11 protein-coding genes are annotated in these 13,580 nt (G+C 71.9%); 5 read left to right on the forward strand and 6 right to left on the reverse strand.

The genetic code is table 11. The annotated features are described in order from the left end of the window. Positions 1-64: 64 nt before the first annotated feature. The 3 genes from HNR10_RS04615 to HNR10_RS04625 all read right to left on the reverse strand — a co-directional run bounded on the left by HNR10_RS04615 (position 65) and on the right by HNR10_RS04625 (position 4,249). The gene (locus HNR10_RS04615; protein ID WP_179821097.1) at positions 65-1,294 is read right to left on the reverse strand and encodes an acyl-CoA dehydrogenase family protein; all 1,230 of its coding nucleotides are present in this window, start codon (positions 1,292-1,294) and stop codon (positions 65-67) included. Between the two features lie 135 nt (positions 1,295-1,429). Beyond that, positions 1,430-2,596, reverse strand: coding sequence for a hypothetical protein (locus HNR10_RS04620; protein WP_179821098.1), 1,167 nt, complete (start codon positions 2,594-2,596; stop codon positions 1,430-1,432). Between the two features lie 210 nt (positions 2,597-2,806). Beyond that, positions 2,807-4,249, reverse strand: coding sequence for an XRE family transcriptional regulator (locus HNR10_RS04625; RefSeq protein ID WP_179821100.1), 1,443 nt, complete (start codon positions 4,247-4,249; stop codon positions 2,807-2,809). A 218-nt stretch (positions 4,250-4,467) separates the two neighbouring features. Here HNR10_RS04625 and aceA point away from each other — a divergent pair, with 218 nt between their 5' ends. From aceA to HNR10_RS04640, 3 genes are all read left to right on the forward strand, one after another. Continuing rightward, entirely contained in the window at positions 4,468-5,766 is a 1,299-nt protein-coding gene (gene aceA, locus HNR10_RS04630; protein WP_053618801.1) for an isocitrate lyase, read from the forward strand. Between the two features lie 253 nt (positions 5,767-6,019). Then, positions 6,020-6,250 (forward strand): hypothetical protein, encoded by a 231-nt coding sequence (locus HNR10_RS04635; RefSeq protein ID WP_179821101.1) that lies wholly within the window; start codon positions 6,020-6,022, stop codon positions 6,248-6,250. A gap of 75 nt (positions 6,251-6,325) precedes the next feature. Beyond that, a complete protein-coding gene (locus HNR10_RS04640; RefSeq protein ID WP_179821103.1) occupies positions 6,326-7,141 on the forward strand; it encodes a CPBP family intramembrane glutamic endopeptidase in 816 nt (271 codons plus the stop codon). On the opposite strand, the gene HNR10_RS04645 is transcribed toward HNR10_RS04640, so the two are convergent. After that, positions 7,110-8,423, reverse strand: a complete 1,314-nt coding sequence (locus HNR10_RS04645) for a CynX/NimT family MFS transporter (RefSeq protein ID WP_179821105.1) — start codon at positions 8,421-8,423, stop codon at positions 7,110-7,112. The two genes, HNR10_RS04640 and HNR10_RS04645, sit on opposite strands and share 32 nt — an antisense overlap. A gap of 166 nt (positions 8,424-8,589) precedes the next feature. On the opposite strand from HNR10_RS04645, the gene HNR10_RS04650 reads away from it, so the two are divergent. Next, positions 8,590-9,291 carry a FadR/GntR family transcriptional regulator gene (locus HNR10_RS04650; RefSeq protein WP_179821106.1) on the forward strand — a complete coding sequence of 234 codons (702 nt, stop codon included), beginning with the start codon at positions 8,590-8,592 and terminating at the stop codon, positions 9,289-9,291. Between the two features lie 365 nt (positions 9,292-9,656). Here the strand turns inward: HNR10_RS04650 and HNR10_RS04655 are convergent, their stop codons facing one another. Continuing rightward, positions 9,657-10,415, reverse strand: coding sequence for an RraA family protein (locus HNR10_RS04655; RefSeq protein ID WP_179829532.1), 759 nt, complete (start codon positions 10,413-10,415; stop codon positions 9,657-9,659). Positions 10,416-10,630: 215 nt separating this feature from the next. Continuing rightward, positions 10,631-11,539 carry an Lrp/AsnC family transcriptional regulator gene (locus tag HNR10_RS04660; RefSeq protein WP_179821108.1) on the reverse strand — a complete coding sequence of 303 codons (909 nt, stop codon included), beginning with the start codon at positions 11,537-11,539 and terminating at the stop codon, positions 10,631-10,633. A gap of 413 nt (positions 11,540-11,952) precedes the next feature. Between HNR10_RS04660 and HNR10_RS04665 the strand changes: the two genes are divergently transcribed. Further along, on the forward strand, positions 11,953-13,494 hold the full coding sequence (locus HNR10_RS04665) for an LCP family protein (protein WP_179821110.1): 1,542 nt from the start codon (positions 11,953-11,955) through the stop codon (positions 13,492-13,494). The last annotated feature ends 86 nt before the right edge of the window (positions 13,495-13,580 follow it).

Below are 13,580 nucleotides of genomic sequence, written 5' to 3' on the forward strand. Positions count from 1 at the left end.
CGCCGGCGGAGTGACTGCCCTCGTGGCGGACCGCCGCTCCGCCGGCGCCGTGACGGACCCCGGTTCACCGCACGGGCAGGCCGGTGATCTGGCGGCCGATGATGAGCTTCTGGATCTCGCTCGCGCCCTCGAAGATGGTGAAGATGGTGGCGTCGCGGTGCCAGCGCTCCACCGGGTACTCGCGCGTGTAGCCGTTGCCGCCCAGGATGCGCACGGCGTTCTGGGTGACGAACGTGGCGGTCTCGCTGGCGTAGAGCTTGCTCATGGAGCCCTGGGCCCGGTCGAAGTCCTTGTTGTTGCGGGCCATCCACGCGGCGCGCCAGACCAGGAGGCGGGCGGCGTCGATGCGGGTGGCCATCTCCGCGAGCAGGAAGGCCACGCCCTGGTTGTCGCCGATGGGCCTGCCGAACTGCTCGCGCTGGGTCGAGTACTCCAGCGCGTACTCATAGGCGGCGCGGGCGCAGCCGACCGCCATGGCGCCGACGCTCGGCCGGGAGGCCTCGAAGGTCTTCATCGCGGCCTGGCCGTTGGAGCGCTTGCCCTCGCGGACGCGGGCGAGGCGCTCGTCCAGCTTCTCCTTGCCGCCGAGCAGGCACGAACCCGGCACCCGGACGTCCTTGAGCACGACCTCGGCCGTGTGCGATGCCCGGATGCCGTGCTTGGCGAACTTCTGCCCCTGGCTCAGCCCCGGGGTGTTCGGCGGCACGATGAACGTCGCCTGGCCCCGCGAGCCGAACTCGGGCTCCACGGATGCCACGACCACGTGCACATCGGCGATGCCGCCGTTGGTGGCCCACGTCTTGGTCCCGTTGATCACCCACTCGTCCTTGGCCTGGTCGTACACGGCCCGGGTGCGGATCGCCGAGACGTCGCTGCCCGCGTCGGGTTCCGAGGAGCAGAACGCCGCGAGCTTGACGTCGTCGGCGGTGCCGAACATCTGCGGTGTCCACTCCAGCAGCTGCTCCTGGGTGCCGTTGGCGGCCACCGACACGGCCGCCAGGCCGGTGCCGGTCAGCGACAGGGCGATGCCCGGGTCGCCCCAGTAGAGCTCCTCGAAGGCGACGGGGATGCCGAGCCCGCTGGGCTCCAGCCACTGGTTGGCGAAGAAGTCGAGGGAGTAGAGGCCGATCTTGGCGGCCTCCTGGATGATCGGCCAGGGGGTCTGCTCCCGCTCGTCCCACTCGGCGGCGGCGGGGCGGATGACGTCGGCGGCGAACCCGTGGGCCCAGTCCCGGACGTCGCGAACATCCTCGCTGAGTTCCAGGCTGAAGGCGGGGGCGGTGGCCTCACTCATGCGCTTACATCCTTTGTCGGCCCCTCCGGGGGGAGGGGCGGCCATTAAGTGTTACCAAGGGTAACACGCATGGCCGCGCGCGACCCGAACCGTGAACGATGCGCACACACCTCGGCGCGTCCACGGCTCACGCGGTCAGAGACCTGACCCCTCGCCGGTCGGGGACGCCGCGCCCGACGGCGCGTTCGAGGGGGCGGGCTCCGCGTCGGGGGTTCCGGTCCGCTCGGGCGTGGGCTCCGCGCCCTGGGACGGACCCGGGCCGGGCCCCGCGTCCTCGGACGGCCCGGCTCCCTCCGAAGGCTCCTCGTCCGGCGACCCGGGCCCCTCGGGCGAACCGGGCTCCTCCGGCGGCTCCGATCCGGGCGGCGAGGGTTCCCCCGGCCCCTCAGGCCCCCCAGCCCCCTCAGGCCCCTCAGTCGGGTCCGCCGGGTCCGACGGGCCGGGCTGCGGCTCCGCGGCCGGAGGATCAGGTCCCTCACCGGCGCCGGGATCCGTTCCCGTGCCGTCCCCGGACGGCGGGGCGTCGGGAGTCGAAGGCGCCGGGCCCGGCTCCGGCGCGTCTCCCCCGGTCTCCGCGGACGTTGCGTCCCCGCCCCCGGTCGGCTCCTCGGAGACGTCCGGAACCGAGGAACCCGACACCGTCCCCGTCGCCGCGCTCAGCCGAGGGGCTTCCGAGACGGCCTCCTCCGGGCCGGTCGTGGGGGCGGGCACCAGCGGATCGGGGTCGGCCAGGGGGACGGTCGCCGCCGCCGGGGAAGCCGGCCCTCCGGAGTCCGGAAGCGTCTCCGTGGCCACGTAGAGCAGGGCGAAGGACACCGCCGCCCCCGCGCCGAGCGCTCCCACCGCGGCGACCGGGTGGGCGTTCGGGGCCCGCCGCCGCCCTCCGGCGCGGGCGACCGGGTGGGCGCTCGGCGCCCGCCGCCGCCCTCCGGCGCGGGCGACCGACGGCAGCGCGGCCGCCCCGGACCGCAGCCGCGAGGCGGTACGGCGGCCCCATCCGCGCACCGCGCCCACGAAGGCCGCGCCACCGCCCCACGGAAGCCGCCATGGGAGCCCCCAGGAGAGTCCCGCACGCGCGTCGCGCCGCGACCCCCGTGGACGTCCCCGCCGGACGACGTCCGCCACGCGCGGGACGTGGGCCCGCTCGACACTGCGGCGCACGTCGTCGAGCTTGCGGTTCACGGCGGCCGCCGGCCGCTGCCCGTGCCGCATCAGCCACACGATGGCCGTGACCGTGGCCGCGACGGCGACCACGGCCACGGTGGCGGTCACCGTGACGACGTACATCGGATCGATGTCCATCAGCCTCACCCCACACGGGTGATGGTTCCCGACTCCGACCGCGCACCGAAAGCCCATTGGTCAGAGATTTGCCAGGTCGGAACCGTCTTATCGCCTACCGTGCGCAACCGTGCGCGAGCCGGCGGGCGCACACACGGGACGGGCCGGAGCGCTCGGCTCCGGCCCGTCCCCGATGACACCGGCGCCGCGCCGCCGGCCCGCGTACGCCGCTCACGCCTCGCGGCTGTGCTTCTCCAGGAAGGTGTAGACATCGTGCTCGTCCACTCCGGGGAAGGTCCCCGAGGGCAGGGCCGACAGCACGTGCGAGTGGGCGCGCGCCGACGGCCACACGTTGCCCTCCCAGCGGGCGGCCAGGTCGACGGGCGGCCGCACGCAGCACTCGCCGTTGGGGCAGTTGGACTTGGTCCGGTTGGTCGTCTCCCTGCCTCGGAACCAGCGGGACTCCTTGTAGGGCACGCCCAGGGTGATGGCGAAGTTGCGCTCGCGGCTGGGGTCCACGTGCGCCACGCACCAGTGCGTGCCGTTGGGCTTGTCCGTGTACTGGTAGTAGATCGAGTAGCGGTCCGGGGAGGCGAACACCTGGCGCCCCGACCACTGGCGGCACATGCGCTGGCCCTCGATGGCGCCGGAGTCGTCGGTCGGGAAGACCAGGCCGTCGTTCTCGTAGGCCTTGTAGATGATGCCGGTCTCGTCGTTGCGGATGAAGTGGCAGACGAGGTCCAGGTGGCGGTGGGCCAGGTTGGTGAACCGGTGGGCGGCCATCTCGTAGGAGACCGAGTAGACGTCGCGCAGATCCTCCACGGACAGGTCGCGGGCCTGCTTGGCCTCCTGGAGGTAGGTGACGGCGGTGGACTCGGGGATGAGGACGGCCGCCGCGAAGTAGTTGGCCTCCACCCGCTGGCGCAGGAAGTCACCGAAGTCGCGGGGCTGGCCGTGGCCGAGGATGACGTGGCCCAGGGTCTGCAACAGGATCGTGCGGGGGCTGTGCATCCCCAGGGTCGTCTCGCGCTTGAGGTAGATGCGCCGGTTGACGTGGTCGGTCAGCGAGCGCACCGAGCGGGGCAGGTCCTGCACGTACCTGAGGGCGAAGCCGTGGTGGGTGGCGATCGCGAGGATCTGCCCCTGCGAAAGGGGGCCGGCGGTGTAGTTGACGGCCGCGAGTGTCTCGGCGGCCGCCTTCTCGATGTTCTCGAAGTAGTTGCCGCGCTCGCGCATCTGGCGGCGCAGGTCGGCGTTGGCCCGCCGGGCCTCCTCCGGGGTGGCCGTCGGCTTGGCGTGGCGCCGCTTGAGCTCGTCGTAGAGCCCCACGATGTGTTCGAGCACGTCGTTGGGGACCCGCTTGCCGACCTTGAGGTGCGGCAGGTTCAGCGCCTGGTAGAGGGGGTCGCGCTGGGCCTCCTCGACGGTGATCTCCAGCTGCGCGCGCCGGCTCGGGGGCTGCTTAGACAGAAGTTCCTCGACCGAGACACCGAGGGCGGACGCCAGGGACGTGAGCAGGGAGAGCTTGGGTTCACGTTTGCCGTTCTCCAGGAGGGAGAGCTGCGAGGGGGCCCGCCCCACGCGTTCTCCCAGGTCAGAGAGGGTCAGACCGCGTGCTCGGCGCAGGTGGCGGAGCCGCTGCCCGAAGGTAACGAGATCTAGGTCACCCGTCAAAGACGGTATTTCTTCAGCACCAAAGTACGCCATGCGTTCATAGTACGGAAAGAATCCACGATCTTCACACGATTTCTGGTGGAAAAGTCTTGGATCTTGCCCAAGAATCATAGTTACCGGCGGGGAACATACCGCCCAGGGCTCACCCCCTGGCTCTGGTTCGGCCTCCCTCGACCGGTGAGAACACCTTGGGGACTACACGTAAGGCGGGAACGAACATGGGCACCAGCGCTCGACGTCAGGAAGCCAGCGCCGAACTCCAGCGGGACTGGGAGACCAACTCCCGGTGGGCCGGGATCGAGCGCACCTACTCCGCCGACGACGTGGTCAAGCTCCGCGGCTCGGTCACCGAGGAGCACACCCTGGCCCGCCGCGGTGCCGAGCGCCTCTGGGACCTGCTGCACACCGAGGACTACGTCAACAGCCTCGGCGCCCTGACCGGCAACCAGGCCGTCCAGCAGGTCCGCGCCGGCCTCAAGGCCATCTACCTCTCGGGGTGGCAGGTCGCGGCCGACGCCAACCTGTCCGGCAGCACCTACCCGGACCAGAGCCTCTACCCGGCCAACTCCGTCCCGGCCGTGGTCCGCCGCATCAACAACGCCCTGATGCGCGCCGACCAGATCACCTGGGCCGAGGGCGACGACAGCGCCCCCGAGTGGCTCGCCCCGATCGTCGCCGACGCCGAGGCCGGCTTCGGCGGTGTCCTCAACGCCTACGAGCTGATGAAGGGCATGATCGCCTCCGGCGCGGCCGGTGTGCACTGGGAGGACCAGCTGGCCTCCGAGAAGAAGTGCGGCCACCTGGGCGGCAAGGTCCTCATCCCGACCGGCCAGCACGTCAAGACGCTCAACGCCGCCCGCCTCGCGGCCGACGTCGCCGGCGTCCCGTCCCTGGTCATCGCGCGGACCGACGCCCAGGCCGCGACCCTGATCACCAGCGACATCGACGAGCGCGACCAGCCCTACATCACCGGCGAGCGCACCGCGGAGGGCTTCTACCGCTTCCGCAACGGCGTGGACGCCTGCGTCGCCCGCGGCCTGGCCTACGCCCCGCACTCCGACCTGCTCTGGATGGAGACCGCGACGCCCGACCTCGAGGTCGCCCGCGACTTCGCCGAGCGCATCAAGGCCCAGTACCCGGACCAGATGCTGGCCTACAACTGCTCGCCGTCCTTCAACTGGAAGCGGCACCTGGACGACGCGACCATCGCGAAGTTCCAGCGCGAGCTGGGCCACATGGGCTACAAGTTCCAGTTCATCACGCTGGCCGGCTTCCACTCGCTCAACTACTCGATGTTCAACCTCGCCAAGGGCTACGCCCACAACGGGATGACCTCGTACGTCGAGCTGCAGGAGGCCGAGTTCGCGGCGGAGGAGCGCGGCTACACCGCCACCCGCCACCAGCGCGAGGTCGGCACCGGCTACTTCGACGCCATCAGCACGACCATCTCCCCTGAGGCCAGCACCACGGCACTCACCGGCTCCACCGAGGAAGACCAGTTCTCAGCGGCTCACTGAGCCTGGTCTTCGTTCCCAGACGGTCGTCCCACCCCGCTTTCGTGGCTGGGGCGGGGCGGGACGACCGTCACCCCCTAGCCGTCGGCCATGCGCGGTCCGTGTCACACGCGCATGGCCGGCGGCTTGCTCACGTCCTCCCGGAGAACACGCGCCTTGAGAACACGCGCCGCGTTCCCCGGGTTCCGTGCTTCCGCGGGGCGCCCCGCCTAGGGTGGCCGTGTCCGAGGACCCGTCACCGAACGGTTGGAGCCCCGTGAGATCCGACGACACCGCCAAGGACCCGCTCCTGACCGCGCGCCGCCTGCTTGCGGGCGGCGCGATCGCCGCCTTCGCGGTGTTCGGCACCGCGGCCTGCGAGGACTCCGGCGACGACGAGCCGGCCGTGGAGCAGGAGGAGGACGCGGAGGACCAGGAGGAGGGCGGCGAAGAGGGTGGCGAGGAAGGCGGCGACCAGGAGGACGACGACGAGGTCGGCGGCTACTAGCCTTCGCTCTCCCGTCGCCGCGCTCCCGGCCGGGGGCGGTCGCACGCCCTCCCGCGCAGCACGTAGATTCGACGCGTGAGCGACAAGACCCACGACGAGGCGCGGGCGGCCGGTGCCACCGCCCCCGCCCCCGCAACGCCCCTCGCCCCGCGCGTGCTGCGCTGGGAGATCCTGTGCGTCCTGGCCCTGTCCCTGGGCGCGGCGGCGGTGTCGTCGACCATCTCCTTCGTCGGCGCCCTGACCGCCACCGAGAGCCTCGCCGAACAGACCGCGAGCCTGGTGAACCCGCGCGCCGTCGAGCGGCCGTGGCTGGACCTGTCCTACCAGATCTACGCGGTGGTCTTCGCGCTGGCGCCGGTGGCGCTCGTGCTGTACCTGCTGCACCGGACCGGCGACTCGGCGCGCACCATCGGTTTCGACGTGCGCCGTCCCGGCCTGGACCTGGGCGGGGGCGCCGCGCTGGCGGCCATGATCGGCCTGGGCGGACTGGTGGTCTACATCGTCTCCTGGCAGCTGGGGCTGACCCGGACGATCGCGCCCAGCACCCTGGACGGCAACTGGTGGGACTCCATCGTGCTCGTCCTCCAGGCCGCCAAGAACGGCGTCCTGGAGGAGGTCGTCGTGGTCGGCTACCTCCTGCACCGGTTCGGGCAGATGGGCTGGTCGCCGTGGAAGTCGGTGCTGGCCAGTTCCGTGCTGCGGGCCTTCTACCACCTCTACCAGGGCGTGGGGATGTTCTTCGGCAACCTGGTGATGGGCCTGGTATTCGGCTGGTTCTACCTGCGCTACGGCCGGGTGATGCCGTTGGTGGTGGCGCACACGGTCATCGACATCGTGGCGTTCGTGGGGTCGGTGTACCTCATCGGCCGCCTCGACTGGCTTCCGGTGTGACCCCTTCCGGGGCGGCCTGTCCGGCGGCCTCGCGGGCGGCGATCGCGTCCTCCAGGTAGCGGGGGCGCGACAGCAGCAGTCCGACGACCAGGTTGACCAGGGTCAGGGTCACCAGCAGGGCCAGGGGCGCGTGCCAGCCGCCGCTGAGCTCGTGCAGGAGCCCGAACAGGAACGGGCCCGCGCCGCCCATGAGGTAGCCCAGGCTCTGGCTGGTGGCCGACATGGCCGCGGTCCCCGGGCCCGTGCGGGTGCGCAGGGCGAAGACGGTCAGGGCGAAGACGAAGCTGCCCATGCCCACGCCGACGAGCGTCGTCCACACCCACACCCCCGACAGGGGCGCGAACCACATCCCGGCGAAGCCGGCCAGGTAGGCGGCGGCGAACATGACCACGATCGGGCTCGTGTTGCGCATCCGCGTCGCCAGGGTGGGCAGGACCAGCGACATCGGCACGCCCAGCAGCGTCAGGTACGACAGGGCCAGACCCGCGGACTGCGCGTCCATCCCCTGGTCCCGCAGCATCTGCGCGTACCAGCCGAACATGATGTAGGCGATGGAGGACTGGGTGCCGAAGTAGAGCACGGCCTGCCGGCCGATGCCGGTGCCGAGCACCTGGCGGAAGCTCAGGTGGCGCCCGGTGCCGCCCCGGCGCGGCTCGGCACGCAGGGTCAGGAGCCAGGGCAGGGCCGCCACGAGCGCGAAGAGGGCGTAGGAGCCCAGCGCGAGGCGCCACTCGCCCGTCGTCTGTTCCACGGGCACCGTCGCCGCGGCCGCGATGGCGGTCCCCGCCGCCAGGGCCGTGGTGTAGACGGTCGTCATCAGGCCCACGCGGTCGGGGAAGTGCTCCTTGACCAACGCGGGGAGGATGACATTACCGATCGCTCCACCGGACAGTGCCACGGCGCTCAGGACGAGGAAGAGCCAGGGGTAGGGCGCGAACGCGCGGGCGACGAGCCCGACGAAGAGCGCGGCCAGGGCGTAGACCAGGAGGTGGTGCTCGCCCAGGCGCCTGCCCAGGGCCGGAGTGAGCCCGCCGAAGAGGGCGAAGCACAGCACGGGCAGCGTCGTGAGCACGCCGGCGCCGACGGCGGTCATGCCCAGACCGTCCGTGACCTCCCCGAGGACCGGACCTACACTGGTGATGGCGGTCCGCAGGTTGAGGGCGGCCAGAGCGATACCCGCCGCCACCAGCAGGAGCACACCGCGCCGGGGACGGGAGGAAGCGGTCCCCCCGTGCGGGGAACCGCTCTGTTCGCCGGTGTTCGTTGCGGAGGTGACGCTCATGGGAGACGGCTCACATATTCGTAGGATGACCCGATGTACTTCATGAGGATAACGCATTGCCGTTCGCCGTCATTTCCAGCCCACAACTGGTCTAAGCTCCGGCCTAACCGATCCGTACCCATGCGCTGGCCCTGTCATCCGGCGACCCGCCCCTAGGAGGTTACGCGTGCCCCTCGCCTCGACACGCCGGACCGGTCTCGTCGACCAGGTCATCAGTCAGTTACGAGCCCAGATCGACTCGGGTGAATGGGGCGTCGGCGACCGCATCCCCACCGAGTCGGAGCTGTCCGACCAGCTCGAGGTGGGCCGCAACACCGTCCGCGAGGCCGTCCGCGCCCTCGCCCACGCCGGTCTCCTGGAGATCCGGCAGGGCGCGGGGACGTTCGTGCGCGCCTCCAGCGAGCTCGGCGGTGCCCTGCGCCGCCGGCTGGAGCGCTCACGCCTGCGGGAGAACCTGGAGGTGCGCCGTGCGCTGGAGGTGGAGGCCGCGCGACTGGCGGCACTGCGCCACAGCGACGAGGACATGGCGGGCATCGACCGCGCCATGGCCCTGCGCGAGGAGGCCTGGCGCGAGCGCGACATGGGCACGTTCGTGGAGGCCGACTTCACCTTCCACCGGGCGGTCGTCAACGCGACGCACAACACCCTGCTCATCGACCTGTACGACGACATCGCCCAGGTCGTCTACGCGAGCATCGCGCACACCGCCTACGGGCAGAGTGCGGAGGCCGCCGACCGCCCGTCCTCGGCGACCGAGGGCATCGACCACACGGGCCTGACGGAGGCGATCCGCGCCGCCGACGCCCCCGCGGCCGCCCGTGAGGCCACCTGTTACATCGACGAGCTGCTCTCCCTCACCGAGGACTGAGCGGCTCGCCACGGCCCGAGCCACACCCGCTCCCCCTCCGGGCCGCGCCTGCCGGTCGGGGCCCGCGTCCCCTCAGGAACAGGGCCCCGACCGCCCGCGCCCCTCGCCCGGCGGCCGCCGGGCGCGAGACGTACCCCCACCCCGGGAGCCCGGGCGTTGGCGCGCCCTGGGCGGAGACCCCACCCCGGAAGCCCGGGGCGCCGGCGCTTCCCACGCCCCACGAGTCTTGGGCCCGCTCGGCGTACCGGACGGGCCCCACGCCGCCTGAGCCCAGGACCCGCTCGAAGGGTCGGACGGGCTCCCGCACCGAATGGCGCCTTTCGATTCGCTCGACGTACCGAACGGGCCCCACGCCGCCTGAGCCGTCAGTCGGTCCCGTAGGCGTCGCCGAGGGCCGGCAGGTGCCCGCCGCGCGCCCGGAGCGCGGACAGGCCCTCGACCACGCGTGCGGCGGGATCACGGCGCCCCAGGCGGTGCATCCGTCCGAGACCCGGCCGCGTGCGCTCCTCGCTCGCACCTTCCCAGCCCGCGACCCGCGACGGGTCCAGGCCGAGCAGGTCCAGCGTGCTCTCCCCGGCCGCCACGGCGTCGACGAGCGCGCGCTCGCGGGTCAGACTGCTCATCGCCTCGGTGATGATGGCGCTGACCTGGGCCCGGGGCAGGCAGACCACGCCGTCGTCGTCGGCGACGATCCAGTCGCCCCGCCGCACCGGCAGCGGCGCGGGCCCGTTGGCCGTCATGCTGATCTGCTGGCCGACCGCTCCCCCCGCGTCGTGTCCGGCCTCGCGCACGGCGACGCCGGCGCTGAAGACGGGCAGCTCGCAACGGGCGATGGCGGCGATGTCGCGCACGCACCCGTCCAGGACGATCCCGGCCACGCCCCGCGTGCGCGCGGCGACGGCGAGGATCTCGTCGACGTAGCCGTACTCGGAGTCACCGGCCACGTCCACGACCAGGGCGGATCCCGGGGGCGCCTGGGCCACCGCCACGTGCAGGGCGAGGTTGTCACCCGGTGTGCAGCGGACCGGGAAGGCGGTCGCGGCCAGCGTCGCCCCCGGCCAGACCGAGAACAGGTGCGTGCCGAAGGGGCGGCCGCCGCACCGGGCGAGCCCCACCGTTCCCACCGCCGTCAACGTCTTAGCAAGCGCCACGTCAGCCTCCCACTACACCCGCGCCTGGTGCGGTCGGCTCGCACCGACCCCCTCTATACTCACGGGTAACTTAAGCGTGACGCAAGGCATACGTCGCGGAAACATGTAAAAATGCTACCGGTGGTTACAGACAAACCCCGGGCATCCGCGCCCGTTCACCGGGCGCACACAGGGGGTCGCCGCGCCGGTCACCCCGGCGGCCACCCCATCGGACGCTCGCCGCCCCTGCGCTCCTTGCGCACCGACAGGTGGTCCCAGGTCTCCACGTACGAGACCCCGGGCGTCGAGCGGACCGACTCCAGAGCCTCCACCAGGCGGTGGCGATCCGGCGCGGTCAGCGTACCGATGACGTCGTAGCGCCCGAAACCGCTGGCCAGGAAGGAGATCCTGGTCAGGTTCGCCAGCGCGGCGCCCAGCGCCCCGGCGTCACCTCGGCACCTGAGCCCGAACCCCAACTGCTCGTTGGCGCCCACCGCCGAGGGCTCCACCAGCGCCGTCACGTGCACGACGCCCGCGTTCAGCAGCCGCACCACGCGCGAGCGCGCCGCGGCCTGCGACAGGCCCACCTGGCGCGCCAGGTCCGCGTACGAGGACCGGCCGTCCCTGAGCAGCCGGCGCACCAGCCGCCAGTCCAGCGCGTCCAACTCGATGTCGCGCAGTTCCCGCACGCTGCTGTGGGCGTCCTTGAACACCGACGTGGCGCGGAAGACCTCCGCGCCCTCCACCCCCGGCAGCGACCGCAGCTCGGCGAGCTCCTTGGTGAGGGCCGCGTCGTCGGCCACCCGCACCTGCGCCACGGCCGGGAACCGCCCGGCCGACTGCGCGGCGAAGGTCACGGCCTCGCGCTCCCCCAGCTCCTCCATCAGCGGCCCCACGGGGCCATCGACCCGGAAGGACACATGACCGAGCACCTCCATGCCGACCACGCCGGCGTGCAGCACACCGACGATCCGGATCGCCCCCGACTGCACGAGCTGGCGCACTCTGGCGCGCACCGCCGTCCGAGACAGTCCGACCCCGTCCGCCAGGGCCTGGAACGTCGCTCTGCCATCCCCCTGCAACGCGCGCATCAGCGCCGCGTCAACCGCATCCAGCACTATGGTGCCTTTCGTTCCCATGACGCCGCCCTTCCCCCGGACGGCGCCCCCTCCTGCGGCCAGATCATCGCAGTTGTCGCGGCTCTTCACTACTGATCGCGAAAGAAATCGGTTGATTCACCCCTTTGAGCGGCGCGAACAGGTCGCCCAATCCCCCATCGGGTACCTACAGACCACATAACAGACTTGTATAGAACGTCCCTATGGCGGGGACGTCCGTACGTAGAACCGCGACAAACCGCCACACTGATGTTCTGGGACCGCACGCGCACCGGGCCGGGAACCGGGACGCACCCTCCGTGCGTGTCCAGGACAGGGATAGCGTTCGACGGTGCCCGGCCGCCGTACGGTGGCCGAGAGCGGGATGTCGGCGGGGACCGCGCACGGGCCCCGCGAGTGGAGAGGACACGTCGGTGACAGCGGAGGACGAGCAGCGGGACGGGGCGCCCGCGCGCCCGACGACGAGGCGGGCCCTGCTGTGGACCGCCGCCTCGGTCCCGCTCCCGGGCGTCGCGCACCTGCGCATGCGGCGGCGCCTGGCCGGGTGGGTGATCCTGGGGACCTACCTCCTCGGCCTCGTCGCGCTGGGCGTGTGGGCGATCAGCCTCGGGGTCCGCGACGGCGACGCGCTGACCGTGGTGGCCGGCATGGCCGTGCAGAGCCGCTGGCTGCTGGGTGCGATGGCCGCGGTGTTCGTGGTCACGGTGCTGTGGATGGCCGTCATCGTGCACTCGTGGGTGATCACCCGGCCCGAGGGGGCGGCGCTCGGGCGGCGCGTGGTCGGCGGCGCCGTCGTGCTCGTGCTGTGCCTGACGGTGGCGGTGCCCTCGGCGCTGGCTCTGCACGGCGGCTACACGGCCTACACGACCATCTCCAACGTCTTCGGCGGGCCCGAACGCCCCGACATGCCCCCGCACGACGCCGCCGATCCCTGGAACGGGGCCGAGCGGGTCAACGTCATGCTGATCGGCTCGGACTCCGCGGACAACCGCTACGGCGTGCGCACCGACTCCATGATGGTCGCGAGCGTCGATCCGAGCACCGGCGACACGGTCCTCATCGGCCTGCCGCGCAACCTGGAGAACGCGCAGTTCCCCGAGGACAGTGCCCTCGCCGAGCGCTACCCGGCCCCCTACGGCTTCGACGGCCTCCTCAACGACGTCTACCAGGCCGTCGCCGAGGAGCCCGGGGAGCTCGCGTTCAACCCCACCGCGCCCGACCCCGCCGCCGACACCCTCAAGCAGGTGATCGGCTACAACATCGGCCTGGAGATCGAGTACTACGCGATGGTCGACATGATGGGGTTCCGCGACCTCATCGACGCGGTCGGCGGGATCGAGGTGCTGATCGAGGAGCCCATCCCCTACGGCGTGCACGGCGGGGTGCTGGAGCCGGGCCTGCAGCGCCTCGACGGTCACGAGGCGCTGTGGTACGGGCGCTCCCGGGTCGCCTCGGACGACTACGGACGAATGGGGCGCCAGGGCTGCCTGATCAAGTACGTCGCCGACCAGGTGGAGCCGACCACCATCCTCACGAGCTACCGCGAGCTGGCCGGTGCCACCGCCCGCACCCTGACCACCGACATCCCGCAGACCAAGGTCCCGGCGTTCATCGAGCTGGCCGACAGGGTCACCGGCGAGGGGTCGATGGAGACGCTCCAGCTCTCGCCGCCGCAGGTCAATACCGGCAACCCGGACTGGGAGGCGGTCCGCTCGCTGGTCACCGTGGCGATCACGGGCGAGGAGCCCGAGGGCGACGAGCTGCCGGAGGACGCTTCGGAGGAGCCCTCCGACGGAACCGGCGCCGAGGGCACCGACACCGAGCCGGAGGCGTCCGAGACCGAGGACGACCGGACCGAGTGGCAGGAGTACACCGGCCTGGAGGAGCCCGAGCCGGCCGACCCGGGCCGCCAGGTCGGCAGCGACCCCATGGACCTGAACACGCTCTGCCCCTGAGCGTGTGAGGCGAAACCGCCGCGTCCCCGACTGACCACCTCCGGTCAGTCGGGGACGCGGCGTTGTGGTGTGGCCACCGTCGGTGT

The organism is Nocardiopsis aegyptia, from assembly GCF_013410755.1.
GTDB classification, from domain to species: domain Bacteria; phylum Actinomycetota; class Actinomycetes; order Streptosporangiales; family Streptosporangiaceae; genus Nocardiopsis; species Nocardiopsis aegyptia.